Annotated in this window: 21 protein-coding genes, 1 tRNA gene, 1 other RNA gene and 1 pseudogene; 12 read left to right on the top strand and 12 right to left on the bottom strand. The window is 73.0% G+C overall.

All coding sequences use genetic code 11. From position 1 onward, the window contains the following. Positions 1–70 precede the first annotated feature (70 nt). On the top strand, positions 71–1252 hold the full coding sequence (locus tag V3T34_RS23600) for a GNAT family N-acetyltransferase (RefSeq protein ID WP_305079521.1): 1182 nt from the start codon (positions 71–73) through the stop codon (positions 1250–1252). A 33-nt stretch (positions 1253–1285) separates the two neighbouring features. Here V3T34_RS23600 and V3T34_RS23595 read toward each other — a convergent pair whose 3' ends face one another. Together V3T34_RS23595 and V3T34_RS23590 are read right to left on the bottom strand one after the other, a co-directional pair. Further along, positions 1286–1696 (bottom strand): DUF2147 domain-containing protein, encoded by a 411-nt coding sequence (locus V3T34_RS23595; protein ID WP_060846626.1) that lies wholly within the window; start codon positions 1694–1696, stop codon positions 1286–1288. A 91-nt stretch (positions 1697–1787) separates the two neighbouring features. Continuing rightward, a complete protein-coding gene (locus V3T34_RS23590; RefSeq protein WP_060846627.1) occupies positions 1788–2945 on the bottom strand; it encodes a zinc-binding dehydrogenase in 1158 nt (385 codons plus the stop codon). 119 nt (positions 2946–3064) lie between these two features. Between V3T34_RS23590 and V3T34_RS23585 the strand changes: the two genes are divergently transcribed. The 4 genes and pseudogenes from V3T34_RS23585 to V3T34_RS23570 all read left to right on the top strand — a co-directional run bounded on the left by V3T34_RS23585 (position 3065) and on the right by V3T34_RS23570 (position 6571). Further along, positions 3065–5053: an FUSC family protein gene (locus tag V3T34_RS23585; RefSeq protein WP_305079522.1), complete on the top strand. Its 1989-nt coding sequence runs from the start codon at positions 3065–3067 to the stop codon at positions 5051–5053. Positions 5054–5056: 3 nt separating this feature from the next. Beyond that, on the top strand, positions 5057–5251 hold the full coding sequence (locus V3T34_RS23580) for a DUF1656 domain-containing protein (protein WP_060846629.1): 195 nt from the start codon (positions 5057–5059) through the stop codon (positions 5249–5251). 7 nt (positions 5252–5258) lie between these two features. After that, a pseudogene (locus V3T34_RS23575) lies at positions 5259–6134 on the top strand (efflux RND transporter periplasmic adaptor subunit); the annotation flags it as partial. Positions 6135–6484: 350 nt separating this feature from the next. Then, positions 6485–6571 (top strand) — tRNA-Leu (locus tag V3T34_RS23570). Positions 6572–6586: 15 nt separating this feature from the next. Here V3T34_RS23570 and V3T34_RS23565 read toward each other — a convergent pair. Next, positions 6587–7975, bottom strand: a complete 1389-nt coding sequence (locus tag V3T34_RS23565; RefSeq protein WP_407942759.1) for an aminotransferase-like domain-containing protein — start codon at positions 7973–7975, stop codon at positions 6587–6589. Positions 7976–8127: 152 nt separating this feature from the next. On the opposite strand from V3T34_RS23565, the gene V3T34_RS23560 reads away from it, so the two are divergent. Continuing rightward, positions 8128–8988 (top strand): DMT family transporter, encoded by an 861-nt coding sequence (locus V3T34_RS23560; protein WP_305079523.1) that lies wholly within the window; start codon positions 8128–8130, stop codon positions 8986–8988. A gap of 80 nt (positions 8989–9068) precedes the next feature. Beyond that, positions 9069–10046: an extensin-like domain-containing protein gene (locus tag V3T34_RS23555; protein WP_060849303.1), complete on the top strand. Its 978-nt coding sequence runs from the start codon at positions 9069–9071 to the stop codon at positions 10044–10046. A 19-nt stretch (positions 10047–10065) separates the two neighbouring features. Here V3T34_RS23555 and V3T34_RS23550 read toward each other — a convergent pair whose 3' ends face one another. The 3 genes from V3T34_RS23550 to V3T34_RS23540 all read right to left on the bottom strand — a co-directional run bounded on the left by V3T34_RS23550 (position 10066) and on the right by V3T34_RS23540 (position 11865). Beyond that, positions 10066–10419, bottom strand: a complete 354-nt coding sequence (locus V3T34_RS23550; RefSeq protein ID WP_331369303.1) for a hypothetical protein — start codon at positions 10417–10419, stop codon at positions 10066–10068. Positions 10420–10627: 208 nt separating this feature from the next. Next, positions 10628–10984, bottom strand: a complete 357-nt coding sequence (locus tag V3T34_RS23545) for a GCG_CRPN prefix-to-repeats domain-containing protein (protein ID WP_060849304.1) — start codon at positions 10982–10984, stop codon at positions 10628–10630. 131 nt (positions 10985–11115) lie between these two features. Then, on the bottom strand, positions 11116–11865 hold the full coding sequence (locus tag V3T34_RS23540; protein WP_091883370.1) for a lysophospholipid acyltransferase family protein: 750 nt from the start codon (positions 11863–11865) through the stop codon (positions 11116–11118). Positions 11866–12165: 300 nt separating this feature from the next. Between V3T34_RS23540 and V3T34_RS23535 the strand changes: the two genes are divergently transcribed. Continuing rightward, a complete protein-coding gene (locus tag V3T34_RS23535; RefSeq protein WP_060846634.1) occupies positions 12166–13185 on the top strand; it encodes a TRAP transporter substrate-binding protein in 1020 nt (339 codons plus the stop codon). Between the two features lie 31 nt (positions 13186–13216). On the opposite strand, the gene V3T34_RS23530 is transcribed toward V3T34_RS23535, so the two are convergent. Continuing rightward, the gene (locus tag V3T34_RS23530; RefSeq protein WP_305079525.1) at positions 13217–15286 is read right to left on the bottom strand and encodes a putative bifunctional diguanylate cyclase/phosphodiesterase; all 2070 of its coding nucleotides are present in this window, start codon (positions 15284–15286) and stop codon (positions 13217–13219) included. A gap of 170 nt (positions 15287–15456) precedes the next feature. Beyond that, complete coding sequence (gene guaA, locus V3T34_RS23525; RefSeq protein WP_060846636.1) at positions 15457–17013, bottom strand: glutamine-hydrolyzing GMP synthase; 1557 nt, start codon at positions 17011–17013, stop codon at positions 15457–15459. 140 nt (positions 17014–17153) lie between these two features. Here guaA and V3T34_RS23520 point away from each other — a divergent pair, with 140 nt between their 5' ends. Continuing rightward, the gene (locus V3T34_RS23520) at positions 17154–17390 is read left to right on the top strand and encodes a hypothetical protein (protein ID WP_091752850.1); all 237 of its coding nucleotides are present in this window, start codon (positions 17154–17156) and stop codon (positions 17388–17390) included. 77 nt (positions 17391–17467) lie between these two features. On the opposite strand, the gene V3T34_RS23515 is transcribed toward V3T34_RS23520, so the two are convergent. From V3T34_RS23515 to V3T34_RS23505, 3 genes are all read right to left on the bottom strand, one after another. Further along, a complete protein-coding gene (locus tag V3T34_RS23515; protein ID WP_305079526.1) occupies positions 17468–18400 on the bottom strand; it encodes an alpha/beta fold hydrolase in 933 nt (310 codons plus the stop codon). A 106-nt stretch (positions 18401–18506) separates the two neighbouring features. After that, positions 18507–19511 carry an alpha/beta hydrolase gene (locus V3T34_RS23510; protein ID WP_305079527.1) on the bottom strand — a complete coding sequence of 335 codons (1005 nt, stop codon included), beginning with the start codon at positions 19509–19511 and terminating at the stop codon, positions 18507–18509. Positions 19512–19657: 146 nt separating this feature from the next. Then, positions 19658–20965: an RsmB/NOP family class I SAM-dependent RNA methyltransferase gene (locus V3T34_RS23505; protein WP_331369302.1), complete on the bottom strand. Its 1308-nt coding sequence runs from the start codon at positions 20963–20965 to the stop codon at positions 19658–19660. Between the two features lie 141 nt (positions 20966–21106). Here V3T34_RS23505 and V3T34_RS23500 point away from each other — a divergent pair, with 141 nt between their 5' ends. Further along, positions 21107–21295, top strand: a complete 189-nt coding sequence (locus tag V3T34_RS23500) for a hypothetical protein (protein WP_305077893.1) — start codon at positions 21107–21109, stop codon at positions 21293–21295. A 108-nt stretch (positions 21296–21403) separates the two neighbouring features. Here V3T34_RS23500 and V3T34_RS23495 read toward each other — a convergent pair whose 3' ends face one another. Continuing rightward, entirely contained in the window at positions 21404–21823 is a 420-nt protein-coding gene (locus V3T34_RS23495) for an MAPEG family protein (protein ID WP_305077894.1), read from the bottom strand. Between the two features lie 143 nt (positions 21824–21966). Here V3T34_RS23495 and ssrS point away from each other — a divergent pair. Both ssrS and V3T34_RS23485 read left to right on the top strand, forming a co-directional pair. Further along, a non-coding RNA gene (gene ssrS / locus V3T34_RS23490) (6S RNA) lies at positions 21967–22124 on the top strand. Between the two features lie 10 nt (positions 22125–22134). Beyond that, positions 22135–22722 (top strand): 5-formyltetrahydrofolate cyclo-ligase, encoded by a 588-nt coding sequence (locus V3T34_RS23485; protein WP_305077895.1) that lies wholly within the window; start codon positions 22135–22137, stop codon positions 22720–22722. Positions 22723–22730 lie beyond the last annotated feature (8 nt).

The raw sequence follows: 22730 nt of genomic DNA, 5'->3' as shown, positions 1-22730 counted from the left end.
TCGTTACGGCGTTTGCGGATTCTGCACGCTTGCCCGCTAGGCCATCGGGGAGGCGATCGAGGACAGGGCGATGGGCGGCACGATGCAACTCGCGGCGGAGGGCGTGGCGGCCGGTCCGGCGCCGGCCCTCGCACTGGTGCCCGAGGTCTTCTCGAGCCTTGCAGCCGCAGAGGCGACCTGGCGCGCCCTCGAGACGGCGCCCGGCGCCGTGATGACGCCCTACCAGCGCTTCGACTGGGTGGCGGCCTGCGCCCGCATCCTGCCGCGGGGCGCCCGCCCCTGCCCCGTCCTGCTGCGCGACCCCTCGGGGCGGCCGCTGGCGCTGCTGCCGCTGTTCGTGCACCGCGAGGCCGGCATCCGGGTCGGCCGGGTCATCGGCGGCCGGCACGCCAACTACCACATGCCGCTCTTCGCCCATCCCGAGGCGATGGCCCTGCCGCCCGAGGCCTATGCCCGTGCCCTGCTCCGCGCCGGAGCCCAGGCGGGGATCGACGTGATCCACCTGCCGGACCAGCCGCGCCTGTGGAACGGCCTGCCGAACCCGCTCGCCCAGGGCACCGCCTCGCCGAGCGACGCCTACGGCCTGGCGCTGGAGGCCGATCCCGAGGCGGTGCTCAAGCGGGTGATGAGCGGCGACGCGCGGCGCAAGCTGCGCCAGAAGGAGAAGTGGCTCACGGGCGCCCTCGGCCCGGTGACGCACCGGGTCGCGTCGGACGACGAGGAGGGCGCGGCGATCCTGTCGGCCTACCTCGCCCAGAAGGCGCTGCGCTTCGCGCAGGCCGGCATCAGCGATCCCTTCGCCGATCCGGCGGCGCGCGACTTCCTCGCGGCGGCGCACCGGTCCGGGGCCCTGGAGCTGCACGCCCTGCGCACCGAGGAGGGACGCATCCTCGCGACCTTCGTCGGCGCCGTCGACGCGCGGCGCTTCAGCGGCATGCTGACCTCGTTCGATCCCGACCCGGCGCTCGCCCGGTTCAGCCCCGGCGACCTGCTGCTCCAGGCCCTGATCCGCGATCAGTGCGCCCGCGGGCGCACCGCCCTCGACCTCGGCGTCGGCGAGGCGCGCTACAAGGCGAGCGTCTGCGACGAGACCATCGGCCTCGTCGACGCGGTGCTGCCGGTGAGCCTGCGCGGCCGGGCCTACGGCGCGGCGGCGGCGGCCGGCGCCCGCCTCAAGCGCCGGATCAAGCGCGACCCGCGGCTGTGGGCGCTGGTCGGCCGGGTGCGCAAGGCGCTGGCGCGCACGGCCTGACCCGGGCGGGGATGGGCCTTGGGAGGCCCGCCCCTAATCCACCCGCGTCCAGAGCTGCTTCTTGCAGATCAGCCCGCCGAGCACGCAGCCCGACAGTTCGAGCACGTTCGGCCCCTTCATGGCGAGCTTGCCCGAATAGGTCTTGCCGTCGCGAAAGTTGTAGAGCGAGCCCTCCCAGCCCTCGCCGGACGGGCGCATGTCCCGGGTCAGCGCGACGCCGACGAGGCTACGGCCGCGCTGGGCCGCGTCCGGGTTGTGGACGTCCCTGGTCTCGCCGGCCATCACCTTGGCGATCGTGCCGCAATAGCCCGCGCCGCAGCGGGCGATGCGGATCTGCGAATCGCCCGCGGGCGTGAGCCAGAGCCCGACGGGCTGGGGACCCGCCTGCGCGTGGGCGAGCACGGGCGCGCAGGCGAGGAGGGCGGCGAGCAGGACGGGACGCAACGGCGCGGGCTCCGGGTTCGACGAATCGCGAAGCTCCGACCTAGCGCCTCCGCCCCCGTCCCGCCATGCGGTCAGGCGCGCGGACGCCCCGTCACGCGACGAGCTCGGGGAACGGCACGATGGTGGATTTCACCGTCTTCATCGCCATCGCGTCCTTCACCGCCTGCGCCACGCCCTCCTGCGTGAAGGGGTAGACCGTCTGCATCTCGAGCCAGGGATACTTGTCCCGGGCGCGGTAGAGCATGTCGACGCCGAGCGGCAGGTCGTTGCCGGTGAAGGCCCAGGAGCCCAGCACGTTGAGGTCCTTGGAGCAGATCCGGTGCCAGGAGGTCTCGATCTTCCCCGCATCGGTGAACTGGCCCATCTCCACGTAGGTGCCGCCGTCGCGCAGGAACTCGATGCCCTCGGGTCCCGCGCTCGGATGGCCCGAGCAATCCATCACCAGGTCGGCGCCGAAGCCGCCGACGATCTCGCGGACCGCCGCGATGCGGGCCTCGGGCGTCGTGACCTTGGTGATGTCGACGGTGGCCTCGGCGCCGAACTTGCGGGCGAGCGCGAGGCGCGGCTCCTCCGGCGCGCCGACGCAGATCACCCGGCCGGCCCCCATCTCCTGGGCGGCCGCCACCGCCAGGATGCCGATCGGGCCCGAGCCCTGGATGACCACCGTGTCGCCCCACTTGAACCCGCCGGCCCGGGTCGCCCGGTTGAAGGCGCGGATGCATGAGGTCAGCGGCTCGGAGAGAGCGCCGAGGCGCAGCGACATGTCGTCGGGCAATTTGTAGACCTTGGTGCCCGGCAGCATCTCGAGGTCGACATAGACGTACTCGGCCCAGCCGCCCCACAGGTGCGGCGCCTTGTCGAAGCCGAGATAGCGCCCGTAATAGACCGGCGTCAGGCACTTGTTGGCCTGCTCGGGGTAGTGGACGCAGTAATAGCAGTGCCCGCACGGCATCAGCGGCGGGATCATCACCTTGGAGCCGACCTGGAGCGGCTTCTCCATGAAGTCGGCGGTGAACTCCTCGCCCTTCTCGACGATGACGCCGCCGATCTCGTGGCCGAGCGTGAACGGCCACGGCAGGGGTTTGGGCCAATGGCCCTTGAGGATGTGCTGGTCGGTGCCGCAGACCCCGCAGGCGCCGACCTTGATCAGGGCGGCCTTGCGCGGAACCTTCGGCCACGGCACCGATTGGATGACGGGTTCCGCCCCCGGGCCCGCGAACGTGGCCACGCGGATCTCAGGCTTGCTCATCGGCGCTTCCTCGACTGTTCGTTCCGTCGCGGCGCGGCGCCGCGCGCCGGATCGTTGGCGTCCGGCCACCCCCACCCTAGCACCGTATTCGGTGTTTGCATCCGGATCGGCGGCACGCGATGGCTGAGGGGTCGCTGCGTCGCAGCTGGATCGACGCGCTGCTCGACCGGATCGAGCCGCCGCCGCTCTCGTCCTGGGCCTATGCCGTGCGGATCTGGCTCGCCATGATGCTGGCGCTCTATGCCGGGTTCTGGCTCCAGCTCGAGAGCGCGTCCTCGGCCGCCGTCACGGTGGCGATCCTGGCCCAGCCCCGGCGCGGGCAGGCCCTGTCGAAGGCCGCCTACCGCTTCCTCGGCACGCTGGTCGGCTTCGCGGTCGCGATCCTGTTCGCCGCCCTGTTCGGGCAGGACCGGGTCGAGATGCTGGTCGCCTTCGCGCTCTGGATGGGGCTGTGCGTGTTCACCGCCAACTACCTCCAGGGCACCAAGGCCTACGGCGCCATGCTGTCGGGCTACACGGTGGCGATCATCGCCATCAACAACATCGACGCGCCGCAATCGGTCTTCGCCACCGGGGTCGAGCGGGTCGCCGCGATCACGCTGGGCATCGTGGCGATCACCTTCATCAACGACGCGCTCGGCGCGCCCTCCATCTTCCCCGACCTCAGCGCCGGGATGGCCAAGGCCCGTGACGCCGCGCGCGACGTCGTGCGCCGGGCGGTGCGGGACGGCGATCCGGGACCGGAGGCGGCGGCCGAGGCGATGCGCCTCGCGGCCGCCCCACGCGACGCGATCGGCGTGGTGGCGACCGAGTTCCACGACGGCGCGAACCGGGCGGCGGGCGCCCGCAGCGCGGTGGCGGCCCTGTTCGCCTCGGTCGCCGCCGCCCGCTCCTTCGCGCTGGCGGTCACGCGCTCCGGCGATCCGGACGACCTGCGCGCGAGCGTGCTCGCCGGCCTCGACGGCGACCGGGACGCGCTGCCGACCCTCGTCGCCCGTCTCGACGAACTCGCCGAGCGCGAGGACGCGGACCCCGACGCGGTGCTGCGGCTGCGCCGCGCCATCGACCTCCTGCGCCAGGACCGGCTCGCCGAGGACGGGATCGACGCGCTGGAGACCGGCCGGGCGCCCCTGGGCGACATGCGGCTCCCCGTCCACCGCGACTTTCCCGACGCGCTGCGCAACGCCGCCCGCGTCGTCATCACCATCGCGATCAGCGCGGCGCTGTTCGTGCTCAGCGGCTGGCCCGCCACCTCGGCGGCCCTGCTCCAGGTCTCGGCCTTCGCCGCGCTCGCCTCGATCAACCCCAATCCCGTCGCCTTCGCCACCGGCGCGCTGTGGGGCATGCCGCTCGCCGCGGCCTGCGCGGGCATCGTCGAGTTCCTGATCCTCGACGGCGGCCAGGGCTTCCCGCTGCTCGCCATCGCCATGGCGCCGGTGATCGTCACCGCCTGCCTCTTGAGCCTGCGCCCGAAGACCGCGAGCCTCGGCTTCATCCTGCTGGTGTTCTTCCCCGTCGTGCTGGCGCCGACCAACCCGCAGCCCTACAACGCGGAATCCTACCTGACGTCGAGCGTGCTGTTCTGCGTCGCCGGACTGATCCTCTTCCTGGTGATCCGCATCGTCCTGCCGACCACGAACGCCCAGCGCCGGCGCTGGTCGCTCGATGCCGCGCGGGCCGACGTGGTCGAGGCGCTGTCGGGCGAGCCGCAGGAGGCCGACGAGCGCGTCAACCTTGACGCAGACCGGCTGGTGCAGTTCGCCGGCTGGGGCGGCACCGCCGGGGCGGTGCGCCGCGCCGCCCTGCGGCACGCCTTCGCGCTCGCCGCGCTCGACACCGCCGCCGCCGGCGCCCAGGCCGGTCTGAACCGGCTCGCGGAGGTGCCGGCCTATGACGGCGCGGTGCGCCAGGCCCGGGCGGCTCTGCGCGCGGCCGAGGCCGGCCCGTTGCGGGCGGCGGGTGCCGCCCTCCTCGCGGCGTGCCGCGCCGGCCCGGCGGAATCACGCCGCACCGCGACCCGCGTCGTGGCCGATCTCGCCACCGCGTCCTATGTCGTTGAGGGGCAGGGCCGCGTGCTGCGGCGCCTCGGCCTGTGGGGTCGCGGATAGGTCATGTTCCACGAGCTGACGGTCGGCGGGGTGCTGGTCTCCCCCTTCGTCGCCTATGCGGCGCTCGCCCTGGCGATCCTGCTCGCCCTGCGGCCATTCTTGCGAATGCTGCGGTTCGAGCGCGCCTTCGCGAACCCGCCGCTGGCGGAAGCCGGAATCTACGTCTGCATCCTGGCGCTGTTGATCGTGATGGTCTGAGGAGAGAATCGTGGCGGTCAAGCGGACGACCCGGGGACGGCGCGCCTTGCGGATCCTGGCGACGCTCGTGGTGCTGGCGCTCGCCGCCGGCGCTGCCCTGGTCGTCTGGCAATACTACGTCACCGCGCCATGGACCCGGGACGGCCGGGTGCGGGTGCAGGTCGCGAGCGTCGCCCCCCAGGTCTCGGGCCAGATCACCGAGCTGCGGGTGGTCGACAACCAGCTCGTGCGCAAGGGCGACGTGCTCTACGTGATCGACCCGCTCGACTTCAAGATTGCCCTGGATTCGGCGAAGGCCGAGGTCGAGAACCGCGCCGCCGACCTCCAGGTCAAGCGCGCCCAGGCCGCCCGGCGCGAGGCGCTGACCACGGTCTCGACCTCGATCGAGGAGAAGCAGCAATTCGCCGGTACCGCCAAGCAGGCGGAGGCGGCCTTCGCGGCGGCCCAGGCGCAGGCCGCGCAGGCCGAGATCAACCTGAAGCGCACGGAGGTGAGGAGCCCCGTCAACGGCTACGTCACCAACCTGCTCCTGCGGGTCGGCGACTACGCGAGTGCGGGCACCCGCAACATCTCGGTCATCGACGCCGATTCGTACTGGATCGACGGCTACTTCGAGGAGACCAAGATGGATCACATCCGGGTCGGCGATCCGGCGACCGCAGCGCTGATGGGCTACGCCGCGCCGATCCGCGGCCGGGTCGAGAGCATCACCCGGGGCATCAGCACCTCAAATGCCGCGGCGAGCACGCAGGGCCTGCCGAGCGTCGACCCGGTCTATACCTGGGTGCGCCTCGCCCAGCGGGTGCCGGTGCGCATCCGCATCGATACGGTGCCGGCGAACGTCGCCCTCGTCGCCGGCATGACGGCGACGGTCTCGGTCGGCGCCTATGCCGAGCACGACGACCGCTTGCGCACCACGTTCACCGACTTCCTCGCGCGGATCGGGCCTCGGCGGAAGGACGATTCCGCGGTGTCGCCGGCCGGCGTCACCACGACCGTGAAGGGCCCGCACGACGTCTCGACCCTTCCCACCCCCGACCTGAGGACGGCGCCGAGCGCCGACCAGATCGCGCCGGGCATCGCGCCGGGCATCAACCAGGCGCCGGAGACGGCGGCACCGAAGGAGAGTCCCGGCAAGGAGTCGCGCGGCCCGCACCGTCAGGGCAGCGGCCGCACCGCCCGGGATTGACACGCTCCCGCTTCGCACGGCACAGGAGGGGGGCTTCACCGCGCGCGGGCGTGGCGGAATTGGTAGACGCAGCGGACTCAAAATCCGCCGTCCTCACGGATATGTCGGTTCGAGTCCGACCGCCCGCACCACCCTCCCGGCGATATTCAGGCCTCCGGCCTCGCCACGGCGCGGGACAGCACCGGCATCACCCGCCCATCTCCCATCTGCGCCACGTTGAAGCGCATCCGGTCCGAGGCCGTGCGCGAGACGCTGAACACGTCGCCGGGCGCCAGCACCACACCCTCGCGCAGGGCCGCCCGGGCGACGCCTGCCGCATCGCGCCCGTCGGGCAGCGCGCACCAGAGGTAGAACCCGCCCCGCGGCATCAGCCAGGGCCGGATGCCGAGGGAGGCGAGCCGCTCGGCGGTCTCGCGCCGGGCCCGGGCGAGGCGGCGGCGCAGGGCGTCGAGGTGCTTGCGGTACTGCCCGTCACCGAGCACCCCGGCGACGAGCTCCGCCGCGACCGGGCTCACCCCGCCGAAATGCGTCGCCACCTGGAGGTCGATCAGGGCCTCGATCGTGTCGGGCCGGGCCGTGACGTAGCCGCAGCGCACCGAGGCCGAGAGCGTCTTGGAGAAGCTGCCGATGCGGATCACCCGCTCCAGCCCGTCGAGGGCGGCGAGCCGCGGCGAGGGCTCGGGTTCGAGGGGGGCGAAGATGTCGTCCTCGACGATGGTGACGTCGTGGGCGGCGGCCGCGTTCAGGATCCGGTGGGCGATGGCCGGGGAGAGCGTGGCGCCGGTCGGGTTGTGCAGCGCCGAATTGGTGAGGTAGAGGCGCGGCCTCTGCGAGGCGGCTTGCGCGAAGCGCTCCGGGTCCGGCCCGGCCTCGGTCCAGGGCACGCCGATCGCGGTGGCGCGGTGGGCGCGCAGCAGCGCCTGGAAGTTGAAGTAGCAGGGATCGTCCACCAGGACCGCATCGCCCGGGCGCAGCAGCAGGCGGCAGACGAGGTCGACCGCCTGGGTGCCCGACCCGGTGAGCAGGATCCGGTCCGGGCCGACCGGCAGCCCCTCCTCGGCGAATTGCCGCGCCAGGAGACGGCGCAGGCCGGCCGGCCCCCGGGTGGTACCGTAATCGGCCAGGACCGCGCCCTCGGCCCGGGCGAGGCCGCGGGCGGCGCGGCGCAGGGGCTCGAGCGGCATCCACGATGCAGGCAGCCAGCCGCAGCCGGGCTTCGGCGTGTCGGGCTCGCCGTCGAGGGATTGCCGCGAGACCCAGAACGGATCGACCTCCCGGTCGAGGCACGGGCCGATCTCGGCCAGCGTCGGGGGCGGGGCGGACGATGCCGCATAGAAGCCCGAGCCCGGACGCGAGCGTACCGCCCCCTCCGCCGCCAGCCGCTCGTAGGCCTCGGCCACCGTGGAGGGCGAGACGCCCATGCTGGTGGCGAGCCCGCGGATCGAGGGCAGCCGCTCGCCCGGTGCCAGCCCCCGCGCGGCGATCCGCCCGCGGATCGTGCGCATCACGTCGGCCGTCCGGCCGCCTTCCGCCATCGTCGCACCCCTCACCGTACGGTCGTTGCGACCCACACAGTTCGGCGCAACCGTACGGGACCGTGCCTTCCGGGACCAGGGGGGCGACGATACCCATCCCGCTCGACGCAGGGCGTCCCGACGAGGCGCGGCGGCGGAACGGATGGCGGATCATGCAGCGACACGCGGACGGCTGGGGCAGCGGGCTCCTCGGGGTGGCGATCTTCAGCGGGTCGCTGCCGGCGACCCGGGTGGCGGTGGGCGGGTTCTCGCCGCTGTTCCTGACCTCGGCCCGGGCGGTGATCGCCGCCGGGCTCGGGGCGGCCCTGCTATGGGGCCTGCGGCAGGCGCGGCCGGCGCGGGGCGACCTCCCGTCGCTCGCCATCGTGGCTCTCGGCGTGGTGCTGGGCTTCCCGCTCCTCACGGCGCTGGCGCTCCAGCACGTCACCTCGGCGCATTCGATCGTGTTCATCGGGCTCCTGCCGCTCGCCACCGCCCTGTTCGGGGTCCTGCGCGGCAATGAGCGGCCGCGGCCGGCCTTCTGGCTGTTCTCCCTCATGGGCAGCGGCGCGGTGGCGGGCTTCGCGCTCGTCCAGGGCGGCGCGGCCTCGCTCGCCGGCGACCTCCTGATGCTCGCCGCGATCCTGCTCTGCGGGCTCGGCTACGCCGAGGGCGCCGCCCTGTCGCGGCGTCTGGGGGGCTGGCAGGTGATCTGCTGGGCCCTGGTGCTGGCCCTGCCGGTGATGGGGCCGCTGGCGCTGGCGACCCGGCCGGCGGCGCTCGAAGGGATCGGCGTGCCGGCCTGGATCGGGCTCGGCTACGTCTCGGTGTTCAGCATGCTGGTCGGCTTCGTGTTCTGGTATCGCGGCCTGGCGCGCGGCGGCATCGCCGGAGTAGGCCAGTTGCAGCTGCTCCAGCCTTTCCTGGGCTTGGCGCTGGCCGGCCTGCTCCTCGCCGAGCCGGTCGCCCCGGCGATGATCGCGGTCACGGGACTCGTGGTCCTGTGCGTGGCCGGCGCCAAACGGTTCGCGTGAGCGGACCGCCCCATCCCGGGCCAAGGGCTGACGGCGACGGTTGACGGGGCGTTTACGGCATCGGGCGCATGTTACGCACCATGCGTCGTGGCATCGTAGCGTTCTCAGCCTTCACGCTCTTCGGCCTGGGGCTCACCGGATGCGCGCTCAATCGATTTGAGCAGCGCGAACCCTGGCGGAATCAGGCCGAAGAGGTCTGTCTCGCCCAGAAGCTCGTTCGTGCGAGCGAGGACATCCAGCCGGTCAAGGAGATCGACGGGCCGGGCGTCTGCGGCATGGTCCACCCGTTCCGGGTGACCCGGCTCGCCGGCGGCACCGTCGCGCTCAAGCAGCGCATGACGCTGGCCTGCCCGATCATCCCGGAGGTGGAGGCCTGGCTCGCCGGCACGGTTCAGCCGGCCGCCCAGATCTATTTCGGCCAGCCGGTGGTCGAGATGAATTCCGGCTCGTATTCCTGCCGCGGCCGCAACAACCAGGTCGGCGCGAAGCTCTCGGAGCACTCGTTCGGCAACGCCGTCGACGTGATGTCCTTCCGCTTCGCCGACGGCTACGTGGTGACGGTGAAGGGCGGCTGGCGTGGCACGGAAGCCGAGCAGGGCTTTCTGCGCGAGGTGTTTCTCGGCGCCTGCAACCACTTCACCACGGTGCTGGGGCCGGGATCGAACATCTACCACTACGACCACCTGCACCTCGATCTGGCCCGGCACGATCCCCGCGGCCTGCGGCGCATCTGCAAGCCGCTGATCAAGTACGAGTCGCAGCTGCCGCCTCCCGGCACGCCGCTCTCGCCGATCCGCAAGAAGCCGGCCTGGCAGCCCGCCCCCGATCCGGCGCCGATCGACGTCGAGCAGGACGACCCCTACGGCGTGTCGCCGACGAGCGCCCGCGACACCGGGTCGAAGCTCGCCCGCGCCCCGGCGCCGCGACCGGCCCCGGTCCAGGCCTACGCCCCTCCCCCGCCGCACGCGCCGCGGCCGGCACTGGCCGCCGAACCCCGGGCCCTGCCGGAGCCGCTGCCGCTCTCGAGCCCGACTTGGTCGTCCGGCCCGATCTACTGAAGACCCGCGTCAGGGCGGGTCACGCGACCGCGCCGCCGAGATCCGCCACCACGGCGCGGCGCGCCGCGGCATCCTCGGCCAGGCGATGGACGTGCATCTCGGTGGCGCCGCGGGCGCGGGCCCGGGTGAGCCAGCCGCGGCCGAGACGCTCGCGCGGGGTCTCGCCGGCGGAGGTCACCGCCACCAGCTCGGCGGTCCCGTCGCCACCGCGGCGCACCGCGATCACCACCGCGTCGCCGACCTCGGACGGGTCGTCGTCCAGGGCATGGATCCCCACCACGTAGCGGCGGCCGGACTGGCCGCGCCAGGCGCTCAGCGGCAGGGCCGGGGTTCCCCGCAGGCTCGTGGCCGTTCTCAGGCGCTCCTCACGCACGTCCGATCTCCTCGCGCGGTCGTTCTGGATGTCCCGCATCGCCACCGACCAGGACAGGGCTCGTTTGTTCGCCATTTGTTCCAGCCTAGTTCCGATTCCGGGGGGCCGTCAAGCACGACCGCCGGCATGACGAAGATCTGGAGAGGGGGCGAGCGGGGTTCAAGGCGCGGCAGGGCGCGGCGGCCGGAAACCCGGCCGCCGCCCACGATCACCAGCGGTGATGCCAGCCGTGGTGGCCCCAGCCACCGCCCCAGCCGACGCGGTGCCAGCCGCCGCCATAGCCCCACGGGCGATGCCAGCCGACCCGACGGTACCCGCCATAGCCCCAGGGCCGGTGCCAGCCGACCCGACGGTAGCCGTAGCCCCAGCGCGGGCCGACGACGACGGTGCGGTACCCGACGACCGGGGCGTAGAAGACCCGCGGCCCGAGGTTCGGGCGGCACCAGCCGCGCCAGTTCCGGTGGAACCCGGGGCCGCAGCCGTCACGCGCCTCGGCGGTCGTTCCCGTGCCGACGACGGCACCGAGAGACAGGATCGCGGCGCCAGCAACCATGCTCCAACGCATCATATCCTCCTGTTGTGAGGACCATGAAATGCACGAGCGGCCAAAACCGTTGCGAGGTTACGAAGAGTTCATGTTGGGTGGCGCGCCCGGGTGCTACGGCTGTGCTTGACCCGGCCGGGAGCCGCGGCGTGTCAGTCCTGCGCGGCGCGGATCGTCGTCGCGGCGGCCCGGGGATCGGCCTCGCGCACCAGGGCGTCGGAGGCGGTTTCGATCCGCTCCTGGAGGGTCGGCAGGAACGTCTCGCGGGGCAGGCCCGGCGGGATCACCGGCAGGAACTCGATGACGGCGGTGCCGGGCCGGTAGGTCAGGCGGCGCCGGCCCCAGAACACGCCGGTGTTGAGCGCCACCGGCAGGCAGGGCACGCCGAGGCGGTCGTACATGTGGGCGACGCCGAACTTGTAGGCCGGCGGCGCGCCGACCGCCCGGCGCGTCCCCTCCGGGAAGATGATCAGGCGGCGGCCGTCGGCCATCGCGGCGGCGGCCTCCTCGTTCATCAGCGCCAGCGCCCGGGAGCCCTTCGAGCGGTCGATCGCCACCATCTCGCTGCGGGCGAGGTACCAGCCGAACAGCGGCAGCCACATCAGTTCGCGCTTGAGGATGTAGGTGAAGTCGTCGAGCACCGTGACGAGGGCCAGGGTCTCCAGCGCCGACTGGTGCTTGGCCGCGACCAGCACGCCGCCGGCCGGGCGATGCTCGAGACCGCGGAACTCGACCCTGAGGCCGACGATGGCGTGCAGCAGCCGCAGGACGATCCGGCCCCAGGTCTGGGCGAGCCAGATCACGCTGCGCCGGCTGACGAGCAGCGGCAGGCCGCCGATCAGGAGCGCGGCGGTGACGAGGTAGAACGCGACGGTGAACAGGAACGAGCGGACGAGCGGCATGGCGGGCGGCAAAGCGGACCTTCGGGCGGGCGGCCCGATCGCCTCGGGCCCGGCCGCGCGGCGGACGGGGACGCGGCGCCCGGTCGAAGCGCCGCCCGCGTGATGCGGTGCCTCTCCTTAGAGCATTTCGGCGCCCGCGAAAGGTCGGGCCTGCGTGGGAGGAGAAACGTGCGGCCCGAGGCCCGTGCGACGGATGCCGGGCCGGAAAAAACGTGCTTTAAGCCTCGACGGACCCGCGCGACCGAAGACGCGGGCAATCGCAAAGGGCTCGCCGCGAAGCGGGCCGACCAGGAGGACGCCATGACCACGCTCACGCGCCGCCGCGCGCTGCATCTCGCCGTCGCCGGTGCCGTCGCGGGCCCGGCGGTGCTGCGCATCACGAAGGCGCACGCGGCCGAGTTCAGCCTCAAGGCCGCCAACAACACCCCGGTCAGCCACCCGCTGACGGTCTACATGACCAAGGCGGCGGACGCGATCCGCGAGGAGACCGGCGGCAAGGTCGACATCAAGCTGTTTCCCAACAACCAGCTCGGCGGCGACACCGACATGCTGAGCCAGCTGCGCTCGGGCGCGCTGGAGTTCTTCACCCTCTCGCCGCTGATCCTCGCCACCCTGGTGCCGGCGGCCTCGATCAGCGGCGTCGGCTTCGCCTGGTCGTCCTACGACAAGCTGTGGCCGGCGATGGACGGCGATCTCGGCGCCCATGTCCGGGCGCAGATCGAGAAGTCGGGCCTCTTCGCCTTCGACCGGATCTGGGAGAACGGCTTCCGCCAGACCACCTCGTCGAGCCGGCCGATCCTGAAGCCCGAGGACTTCAAGGGCTTCAAGATCCGGGTCCCGCCGAGCCCGATGTGGACGTCGATGTTCAAGGCCTTCGACGCCGCCCCGATGACGATCAACTTCGCAGAGGTCTATTCGGCGCTGCAGACGCGGATCGCCGAGGGCCAGGAGAACCCGCTGACCCTGATCGAAAACGCCAAGCTCTACGAGGTGCAGAAGTACCTCTCGAAGACCAACCACATGTGGGACGGCTTCTGGCTCCTGTCGAACGGCAAGGTCTGGCGCGGCCTGCCGCAGGACGTGAAGACCGTGGTGGCCAAGCACTTCAACGCCCAGGCGGTGGCACAGCGCGCCGACATGGCCCAGCGCGCCGGCACGACCGAGCAGGACCTGCGCGGCCGCGGCCTCGACATCCGCGACGTCGACACCAAGGCGTTCCAGGCCAAGCTGCAATCGGCCGGGTTCTACAAGGAGTGGAAGGGCAAGTTCGGCGACGACGCCTGGGCGCTCCTCGAGAAGCACACCGGGCCGATCTCCTGACCGGATCGGCGACGCCCTCGCGGGCGTCGCCTCACGCCCCGGCAGCTCGCGCCGCCGGGGCGGCCGGCAACACGGCGCGACCGAACAGGTAGCCCTGCGCCTCGGTGAAGCCCTCCTCGCGCACCACCGCGAGCTGGGCCGGGGTCTCGACGCCCTCCGCCACCGTCTCGATGCCGAGCCGCCGCCCGAGCTCGGCGACGATGCCGACGATCGCCCGGCAATCCGGCCGCTCGACCGCGTCGCGCACGAACGAGCCGTCGATCTTGATGCGGTCGATCGGGAAGGCGCGGACCCGGGCCAGCGACGAGAAGCCGACGCCGAAATCGTCGAGCGACACGCTCACCCCCATGTCGTGCAGGAGCTGGAGATCGTCGACGATGCCGCCGGCGGTGGTGCTCAGCACCGTCTCTGTGATCTCCAGTTCGAGGCGCCGGGGCGTCAGCCCGGTCTGCCCCAGGATCTCCCTTACCGCCCGCGGCAGGCTGCCGTCGCCGAGTTGGTAGACCGAGACGTTGACGCAGAGCCTCGCCTCGTCCGGCCAGGCGGCGGCGGCGCGGCAGGCCTGGTCGAGCACCCACAGGCCGAGCTCGCGGATCAGGTCCGACTTCTCGGCGATCGGGATGAAGCGCCGGGGCGAGACCGGGCCGCGCTCGGGATGCGTCCAGCGCAACAGCGCCTCGCGGGCATTCACCGAGCCCTGCGCCAGGTCGATGATCGGCTGGTAGGCGACGGCGAGCTGGCCCGCGGCGATCGCCTGGCGCAGGTCGCGCTCGAGGCGCATCTCGTCGCTGCGCTCGGTCTCGAGCCGGCGGGTGAACAGGCGCCAGGCGGCCTTGCCGGCGCCCTTGGCGGCGTAGAGCGCGCAATCGGCCTGACGCAGCATCGCGTCCGGCGTCGCCGTGCCGTCGGCGAGCGCGATGCCGATGCTGGCGGTGACCTGACGCGCCGGCTGGCCCTCGATGTCGTAGGGGCGGCCGAGCTCGATCAGCAGACGCTCGGCCAGCGGCACCGCCAACTCGCCGGCCCCGCCCGGCAGCAGCAGCGCGAACTCGTCGCCGCCGAACCGGGCGGCGAGGCCCGGCTCCGGCAGCGCCCCGCGCAACCGGTCGGCGAGCTGGCGCAGGAGCGCGTCGCCGGCCTGATGCCCGAGCTCGTCGTTGACCGCCTTGAAGCCGTCGAGGTCGAGGAAGAGGAGCGCGGTGCCGGCGGGCAGGGCGCCCTCGGCGGCGCTCTCGCGCAGGCGGCGCCACAGCATCGCCCGGTTCGGCAGGCCGGTCAGGGCGTCGTGATGGGCGAGCCGGTTGATCTCCTCCTCGGCCCGGCGCTGGCGCGTCACGTCCTCGAAGGTGACGACGAACGCCCCGCCCGGGACCTCCCGCCGCACGAGCGCGATCGCCCGGTCGTCCGGGGTCGCGACCACGACCGTCTCGCCGTTGCCGAACGAGCCCCGGTGCCCGGCGAGCAGGGCCGCCCCCTGCCAGAGCCCGGCCTCGGGCCCGCCGAAGGCGAGCGCCCAGATCGCCTCGATCGGGGCGCCGACGAGGTCGCGCCCGGGGGCGGGAAACATCTGGTGGAAGCGCTGGTTGAGGAGCCGCACCTTCCGGTCGGCGTCGAACAGGCACAGGCCCTGCGACATGGTCGAGAGGGCGAGGTCGAGGATCAGGGCGACCGCCTCGATCTCGTCGCTTCCCTCGCGCCGCGCCGGCACCTCGCGGATGGTCTGGGCATAGCCGGAGAGCCGCGCCCCGTCGTGGATCGCCACGATGACGGTGTGGGCGCGGAAGCGGCTGCCGTCGCGCCGCGGCCACCAGCCCTCGGCCTCGTAGCGCCCGCTTTCGCGGGCGGCGGCGAGGGCGGCAGCCCCCTCCCCGTCCGGCACGTCGCCATAGGCGAAGCGGCGCCCGAGGACCTCCGCCGCCGGATAGCCGGTCAGCCGCTCGGCGCCTGGATTCCAGGCCGCGACCCGACCGTTCGTGTCGAGGAGGCACAGGGCCTGGTCGGCCGCGCCCCAGACGAGGCTGGAATATGCATCGTGGAGGGCGGGGGCCGTCATCGGCTCGTCGGTCTCGACCGCCATCGCCGCGCTCGCCTCGCTCCGCATCGTCACTCGCTCCGTCGCGCGGCGCCCGGGCTCCGTTGCCCACGACACCGATGCGACAGGTTAGGCGATTTGGTCGTGGACGTTGAGTCGCTTTGACGACCTAACCCTGCCGTCGATGTTAAGTCCGGCGGGTCGACCGACGGTCGAGACCCGATCCGTCCGGGGCCGGATCACTCCCACTCGATCGTTCCGGGCGGCTTCGACGTGATGTCGTAGGTCACCCGGTTGATGCCCTTGACCTCGTTGATGATCCGGGTCGCGACCCGGCCCAGGAACGCCATGTCGAAGGGATAGAAGTCCGCCGTCATGCCGTCGACCGAGGTGACGGCGCGCAGGGCGCAGACGTGATCGTAGGTGCGCCCGTCGCCCATCACGCCCACCGTCTTGACCGGCAGGATCACCGCGAAGGCCTGCCAGATCGTGTCGTAGAGCCCGGCCTTGCGGATCTCCTCCAGGTAGATCGCGTCGGCCTTGCGCAAAGCGTCGAGCTTCTCGCCCGTGATCTCGCCGGGGCAGCGGATGGCGAGGCCCGGACCCGGGAAGGGGTGGCGGCCGACGAAGGCCTCGGGCAGGCCGAGCTCGCGGCCGAGCACCCGCACCTCGTCCTTGAACAGCTCGCGCAGGGGCTCGACGAGCTTCATGTTCATGCGGGCGGGCAGGCCGCCGACATTGTGGTGGCTCTTGATCGTCACCGACGGGCCGCCGGTGAACGACACGCTCTCGATCACGTCGGGGTACAGCGTGCCCTGCGCCAGGAAGTCGGCGCCGCCGATCTTCTTGGCCTCGGCCTCGAACACGTCGATGAACAGGCGCCCGATCGTCTTGCGCTTGACCTCCGGGTCGGTGACCCCGGCGAGCTCGCCGAGGAACAGGTCGGAGGCCTCCACGTGGACCAGCGGAATGTTGTAGTGGTCGCGGAAGAGGCGCACCACCTCCTCGGCCTCGCCCTGGCGCAGCAGGCCGTGATCGACGAAGACGCAGGTGACCTGCTCGCCGATCGCCTCGTGGATCAGCACCGCGGCGACGGCCGAATCGACGCCGCCGGAGAGGCCGCACAGCACCTTGGCGCCGCCGACCTGGGCGCGGATCCGCTCGATCGCTTCCTCGCGGAAGGCGGCCATCGACCAGTCGCCGGTGCAGCCGGCGATGTCGCGCACGAAGTTGCGGATGAGGAGCGCGCCGTGGGGGGTGTGGGCCACCTCGGGGTGGAACTGCACCGCGTAGAACTTGCGCGCCTCGTCGGCCACCGCCGCGAAGGGCGCGTTGGGGGAGATCGCCACGGTGGTGAAGCCGTCGGGCAGCTTCGTCACCCGGTCGCCGTGGCTCATCCAGACGGGATATTTCTCGCCGACGTGCCAGACGCCGCGAAACAGCGCGCTGTCGGCGATGATCTCGACCTCGGCCCGGCCGAACTCGGCGTGGTGCCCGCCCTCGACCTCGCCGCCGAGCTGGGCCGCCATCGTCTGCTCGCCGTAGCAGATGCCGAGCACCGGCACGCCGGCCTCGAACACGCCCTGCGGCGCCCGCGGCGAGGATTCGACCGTGACCGATTCCGGCCCGCCCGACAGGATCACCGCCTTCGGCTTCATCGCCGCGAAGGCCGCCTCGGCCGCCTGGAACGGGACGATCTCGGAGTAGACGCCCTCCTCACGCACCCGTCGGGCGATGAGCTGGGTCACCTGGCTGCCGAAGTCGATGATGAGGATCTTGTCGTGCTCGGTCGTCATGGGACGATGAGTTAGACGAGGGCCGCCCCGCGCGCAACGCGTCGCGCGAGCGGAGCCCCGGTGCGTCCACGGCATTAACCGGACGTTCAGGCGCTAACCGCGAGGGAGGCGCCCCAACCCACCAGACAAGGAGACTCGCCATGCGAGCCATCGTCCTCGGGATCGCCGCCACTCTTGCCACCGGCCTGAGCCTCGCGCCGGCCTCGGCCCTGCCGGTCGCCCCCGGCGGCACCGTCGCGCCCGCCGTCTCGGTCGAGCAGGCCCAGTACGTCACCCGCCGGGTGGTGCGCCGCGGCCCCCGCTGCGTGGTCAAGGTGACCCGGACCCGCGGGCCCTTCGGCCGGGTCGTGGTGCGCAAGGTGCGCCGCTGCTTCTGACGCCTCGCGCGTCTCACGCCGAGATTCGAGAGGGCGGCCCCGGGCGGGGCCGCCCTTTTTTCATGACGGCCAGGTTTTCATGGCGGCCAGACCGCCAGCAGGGCGCGCAAGGCCGCCACGAAGGCGAGCGGCTGGTCGACCATGACGTGGTGGTAGGCCTCCGGCACGTCGATGCGGGGCGAGCCCGGCGGCAGCAGGCCCTGGACGTAGGCCGCGTCGGCGGGCCGCATCAGGTCGGAGCGGTCGCCGGTGACGAGGGCGAGCGGGCAGCGGGCCTCCCTCACCATCGCGGCCCGGTCCGGCAGGACGAGGCGGGCCCAGAGCGAGGGGTCGAAGCGCCAGCTCCAGCCGCCGGGGACCTCCTTGAGCGATTCCCGCGCGATCAGGTCGGCGATGTAGAGTGCCTCGCAGGGCTGCATCGGCGCGAAGCGGAACCGCGCCAGCGCCGCCTCCAGGGTCGGGTAGATCCGGTGCGGGGCGAAGCGCCCGTCCTCGCGCCGGCGCCCGGTGCGGCGCTCAGGGGAAAAGATCGGCGGGTCGACGATCACCGCGCCGCGCCAGCGGCCGGCCTCGCGCCCCGCCTCGGTCAGCATCGGGAAGCAGCCGAAGGAATGGCCGACCATCACGGGCGGGCCGGCGGCGAACAGGCCCGTCTCCCCGGCCACCGCCTCGATCTCGTCGGCGAAGGTGTCGAGGTCGTAGGCCTCCCGCCAGTCCGATCCGCCCATGCCCGACCAGGACAGGGCGGCGACGCGGTACGGCCCGGCGAGGAACGGCGCGATGAAGCGCCACCAGCCGGCATGCGCGCCGTTGCCGTGCAGCAGCATCAGCCCCGGCCGGCCGCGCGGCCCCCACGCGAAGGTCTCGAGGCGGGCGCCCTTCACCGTGACGCGCCCGACCTCCGGCGCGACCGCGACCGCGTCCCGGAACCAGTCGGGGGCCGGCGGGGAATCGCCCTCCAGGTGGCCGAGGGGGGCGGAGAGGTTCGGGTCGGGGGGCAGCTCGCTCACGGCCGGGATGATGCGGCGCGGCCGGAGGGCGTGTCAATCGTGATTGGAAGGAGCGGTATGGCGATATCGTAGCCGCCCTGTTGCCGGAGTTCGAAATTCCGGTGTCTCAGGCGCGGATGAACCCGCGCCGCCGTGCCCAGGTGGCGAACAGCCCCGGCCAGGCCGCGGCCGGGGAGCCCGGCACGCCGAGGTTGAAGCCGTGGCCGCCGCGCTCGAACAGGTGCATCTCCACCGGGACCTCGACGGCCCGCAGGGCGGAGAACATCAGCAGCGAATTCTCGACGACGGCGATCGGGTCGTCGGCGGCCTGTGCCAGGAAGGTCGGCGGAGTCTCGGGCGGTACGCGGGTCTCGACCGAATAGGTCTCGGTGGCCACGCGGGTCGGGCTGTCGCCGACGAGGACGCGGCGGCTCGACGTGCGGTCGAAGGGGGGCTTCAGGGTGATGACCGGGTAGATCAGCGCCGCGACGTCGGGCCGGGCCGAGAGCGCGTCGTCCTCGTCCACGGCCGCGTAGAGCGGCGAGGCGAAGCGGGTGCTGGCCGAGCCCATCAGGTGGCCTCCGGCGGAGAATCCCATCACGCCGATCCGGTTCGGCTCGTAGCCGTAGCGGCGGGCCCGGGCGCGGGCCAGCCGCACCGCCCGCATGGCATCCTGGATCGGCGCGTCGGCACCCGCCGCCCAGCCCTCGCCGGGGAGACGATAGACCAGCGCGAAGGCGGTGACGCCGAGGCCGTTGAGCCAGAGCCCGACCGGTACCGCCTCGTGGCCGAGATCGATGCGGCGGTAGCCGCCGCCGGCGGCGATCACCATCGCGCTGCCGGTGGGCCTGGCCGGGCGCATCACCAGCAGGCAGGGCTCGGCCACGCCGGTGACGACCCCTTCGCGGCTCTCGTCGAAGCGCGGCCCCTCGGGGTTCGGCCCTCCTCCTCCCGGCGGCTTGCCGGGCCAGAGGCGCAGCACCTCCAGGGTGGAGCCGGGGGCGGTCCGCGGCGGCGCATCGTGCCCGAGGGGCGGATCCCCGGCCGGCGGGACGACCGGTTGCGCCACGGCCTCCGGCGCGACGGCGAGGGCGGCCGCTCCCGTGAGCAACGTCCTGCGATGCAGCACCATGCCGACCGTCCGACACTCTCGAAGACCCGACGACGCGGAAGGGCGCGCCGGCCGGGATGACCCCTCGCCCGACCTGCATAAGCGAAGCGATCGCAGATGCACGGCAGAAAAATGCCGACCGGGGCGGGAAACCCCGGTCGAGCCCGTCAGGAGCGATCCGGCCCGCGCTCGATGAGCGCGACGTAGAAGCCGTCGGTGCCGGTCCGCTCCGGGCTCATCTGGATCCCGTGGGCGGTGCGGCGCACCCGCTCGGCGACGGACGCCGGCAGGTCGAGGGGGCGGAGCGCGAGGTCGTCGCGACGCGCCGCCAGCCCCGCCACCGCCGCGTCGTTCTCCTGCGGCAGGAGCGAGCAGGTGACGTAGACGATCCGCCCGCCCGGCCGCGCCAGGCGCGCCGCGCGGTCGAGCACCGCCTCCTGCTCGGCGACGCGGGTCGCGAGGCTGCCGGGGCGCAGGCGCCACTTGGCGTCCGGATTGCGCCGCCAGGTGCCGGCGCCGGTGCAGGGCGCGTCGACCAGCACGAGGTCGGCGCTGCCGTCGAGGTCAGCCATCACGTCGGGCCGGCCCGCATCGCGCTTTCCCTGGCCGCCGCGCGGCGTGCGCACCTCGGCCCTGGCGCCGGCCCGGCGCAGGCGCTCGTGGATCGGCGCGAGGCGGCGCGGATCGCCGTCGGTGGCGACGAGCCGGCCCTCGTTGCCCATCAGGGCGGCGAGCGCCAGGGTCTTGCCGCCGCCGCCGGCGCAGAGGTCGACCACCGTCATCCCGGGCTTCGCGCCGGAGAGCCGGGCGGCGAGCTGCGAGCCCTCGTCCTGGATCTCGAACCAGCCGTCCAGGAATTCCGGCTCGACGTGGAGGGCCGGGCCGCGGCCGTCCTCGCCGAGCGGCACCCGCAATCCGTCCGGCGCCAGCGGCGTCGGTTCCGGGTTGAGATGGGCCAGCGCCTCCCGGGTGGCGTCGCGGCTCGCCTTCAGGGTGTTGACCCGGATGTCGAGGGGAGCCCGGCGGGCGAGCGCCCGCAGTTCCGGCAGGAGGTCGTCGCCGAAAGCCGACGCCAGCGACGGCACGATCCATTCCGGCACGTCGCCGGCGACGTGGACGGGGGCGTCGGCGAGCGTCCCGGTCTCGAGCCGGGTCCGCTCGGCCTCGGTCAGCGGGGCGGGGGCGAAGCGCTCGCCGGTGAACAGCTCGGCGATCGTTTGGGCGGCGAGCCCGCGCTGGAGCCGCAGCGAGCCGATCACCACGGCGCGGGACGAGTCCTCGCCCATGATCCAGGCGGCGGAGGCGCGGCGGCGCAGCGCGTCGTAGACGAGCGTGGCGATGGTGGCGCGGTCGCCGGAGCCGGCGAAGCGGTGGGCGAGGCCCCAATCCTTGAGGGCGTCGGCGACCGGGCGGCGGCGCTCGGCGATGTCGGCCAGGACCTCGATGGCGGCGGAGAGGCGGGCGCCCGGGGTCATCGCGAAACCGCCGATCCCGAAACCGCCACGGTCATGCCGCGGGAACGGCCCGACACGGCCAAGCTTTCGGCCCGGACGGTCTCGACACCTTGGCCGTTCGTTCCCCAAGGGTTCGTTTCCCGAGGCCGGAGTATCGCCCGCATGATCCGTCGTCCCATTCCGTCCGCCCTCGCCGTGTGTCTGGCCGCGTTGATCGCGCTGTCGGCCGGCGCCTGCGCCACCGCCCCGGCGGCGCCGGCCGTCGACCTGACGCCGCCCCCGCCCCGGCCCTACGACGCCAAGACGCAGCTCGAATACGGCAACCCGCCGCCGCGGGCACCGCGCTACTGAGACCGCCCCCTTAGCCTCCTCGCGCCGCCAAGGCGAGGAGGCGCATCGTCCCCGGTGCCCGCTGTCGGATCCGCTGCCTCTCGCCGTCGGGCGAGCGGCGGCGCGCCGTCAGGCGAGCAGGATCTTGACGGCGAAGACGAACCACATCGCCAGCAGCACGAGCGCCCCGGCGAGGAAGGCCTGGAAGCGCCGGATCACCACGTTGCTGGTGGCGTAGATGCCCGCATGCACGATCCGGGTCAGCACGAACAGCCAGGCGAGGCCGACGAACAGCGTGTCGCCCTGCCGCGTCGCCAGCGCGAGCCCGACCACGGCGTAGAACAGCACCGGCAGCTCGAACTGGTTGGCAAACGCGTTCGAGACCTGCTGCACCGGCGCCGGCCAGGTCCGCTCGCCGAGCGAGATGTCCTGCACGCGGACCGCCCCCACCCGCGCCGCGGCGAAGCGCACCCGCCCGGTCCAGAACAACAGGCAGAAGGTCAGGAGAACCTGGACGAAGACGGGGGCGAGAAGGGCCTTGAAGCTCATGGTGGTCGATCCCTGGCTGGTCCGATCCGTGACGGGGGCATTCGACGGGACCGGCGGTCCCGGGAGGCCTTGCCGCGCGTCCGCCCCCAAATCCCCCGGACGGCCCCCTTTCGCAACGGGCGTCGCGGCGCTACATGAGGTCGGCGGGGCTGCGGCTCTCGTCAGGAGACACATTCCCCGGGGCCTTATCGACTCCCTCGGGAGCTGTCACTGCCCTGGTCCGTGGACCGGGGCATAACGGCGCCCACCTACTTCGTAGGTTTCCCGGGATCGATTCTCCAACGGCTCTCGTGGCCCCGCGCTGGACCAGCATGACGACCGACGCTTCCCCCGATCCCTCGAAGTCCGCGTTGCGCAAGGCGGCGCTGGCACGGCGGGACGGGCTGACGGTCGAGGCGCGAGACGCTGCCTCCCGTCGCATCGCCGAGATCGTCCTCTCCCTTCCCGGGATCGCCCGCGCCGAGGTCGTGTCGGCCTACTGGCCGATCCGCAGCGAGGTCGACGTGCGGCCGCTGATCGCGGCCCTGCGCGCCCGCGGCCAGGCCGTGGCGCTGCCGCAGGTGACGGCCGACGGCCTGGTGTTCCGCCTCGCGGCCGAGGGCGACGCGCTGAGCTCCGGCGGCTTCGGCCTGAGCGAGCCGGGGCCGGACGCCCCGGCGGTCGATCCCCGCGCGCTGCTGGTGCCGCTCGCCGCCTTCGACCGGCGCGGCCACCGCATCGGCTACGGCAAGGGCTATTACGACCGGGCGCTCGCCCGCCTCGACGCGCGGGAGCGCGCGCTCGCCATCGGCATCGCCTTCTCGGCCCAGGAGACGCCCGTCGTGCCCGACGGCCCGCACGACCGGGCCCTCGACGGGATCGTGACCGAGACGGGCCTGATCCACCCCACCGGAGACTGACCACCGCC

The sequence above is a fragment of the Methylobacterium ajmalii genome, from assembly GCF_036448855.1.
GTDB classification, from domain to species: Bacteria; Pseudomonadota; Alphaproteobacteria; order Rhizobiales; family Beijerinckiaceae; genus Methylobacterium; species Methylobacterium ajmalii.
The sequence above is the reverse complement of the archived record's forward strand: the minus strand, read 5'-3'. Positions and strand labels throughout refer to the sequence as shown.

What these genes read in the sequence shown, in the direction of transcription:
- V3T34_RS23600 (WP_305079521.1), top strand. Translation starts at nt 71, where the DNA reads ATGGGCGGCACGATGCAACTCGCGGCGGAGGGCGTGGCGGCCGGTCCG.
- V3T34_RS23590 (WP_060846627.1), bottom strand. Translation starts at nt 2,945, where the DNA reads ATGAGCAAGCCTGAGATCCGCGTGGCCACGTTCGCGGGCCCGGGGGCG.
- V3T34_RS23585 (WP_305079522.1), top strand. Translation starts at nt 3,065, where the DNA reads ATGGCTGAGGGGTCGCTGCGTCGCAGCTGGATCGACGCGCTGCTCGAC.
- V3T34_RS23580 (WP_060846629.1), top strand. Translation starts at nt 5,057, where the DNA reads ATGTTCCACGAGCTGACGGTCGGCGGGGTGCTGGTCTCCCCCTTCGTC.
- V3T34_RS23565 (WP_407942759.1), bottom strand. Translation starts at nt 7,975, where the DNA reads ATGGCGGAAGGCGGCCGGACGGCCGACGTGATGCGCACGATCCGCGGG.
- V3T34_RS23560 (WP_305079523.1), top strand. Translation starts at nt 8,128, where the DNA reads ATGCAGCGACACGCGGACGGCTGGGGCAGCGGGCTCCTCGGGGTGGCG.
- V3T34_RS23555 (WP_060849303.1), top strand. Translation starts at nt 9,069, where the DNA reads ATGCGTCGTGGCATCGTAGCGTTCTCAGCCTTCACGCTCTTCGGCCTG.
- V3T34_RS23545 (WP_060849304.1), bottom strand. Translation starts at nt 10,984, where the DNA reads ATGCGTTGGAGCATGGTTGCTGGCGCCGCGATCCTGTCTCTCGGTGCC.
- V3T34_RS23540 (WP_091883370.1), bottom strand. Translation starts at nt 11,865, where the DNA reads ATGCCGCTCGTCCGCTCGTTCCTGTTCACCGTCGCGTTCTACCTCGTC.
- V3T34_RS23535 (WP_060846634.1), top strand. Translation starts at nt 12,166, where the DNA reads ATGACCACGCTCACGCGCCGCCGCGCGCTGCATCTCGCCGTCGCCGGT.
- V3T34_RS23530 (WP_305079525.1), bottom strand. Translation starts at nt 15,286, where the DNA reads ATGCGGAGCGAGGCGAGCGCGGCGATGGCGGTCGAGACCGACGAGCCG.
- guaA (WP_060846636.1), bottom strand. Translation starts at nt 17,013, where the DNA reads ATGACGACCGAGCACGACAAGATCCTCATCATCGACTTCGGCAGCCAG.
- V3T34_RS23520 (WP_091752850.1), top strand. Translation starts at nt 17,154, where the DNA reads ATGCGAGCCATCGTCCTCGGGATCGCCGCCACTCTTGCCACCGGCCTG.
- V3T34_RS23510 (WP_305079527.1), bottom strand. Translation starts at nt 19,511, where the DNA reads ATGGTGCTGCATCGCAGGACGTTGCTCACGGGAGCGGCCGCCCTCGCC.
- V3T34_RS23505 (WP_331369302.1), bottom strand. Translation starts at nt 20,965, where the DNA reads ATGACCCCGGGCGCCCGCCTCTCCGCCGCCATCGAGGTCCTGGCCGAC.
- V3T34_RS23500 (WP_305077893.1), top strand. Translation starts at nt 21,107, where the DNA reads ATGATCCGTCGTCCCATTCCGTCCGCCCTCGCCGTGTGTCTGGCCGCG.
- V3T34_RS23495 (WP_305077894.1), bottom strand. Translation starts at nt 21,823, where the DNA reads ATGAGCTTCAAGGCCCTTCTCGCCCCCGTCTTCGTCCAGGTTCTCCTG.
- V3T34_RS23485 (WP_305077895.1), top strand. Translation starts at nt 22,135, where the DNA reads ATGACGACCGACGCTTCCCCCGATCCCTCGAAGTCCGCGTTGCGCAAG.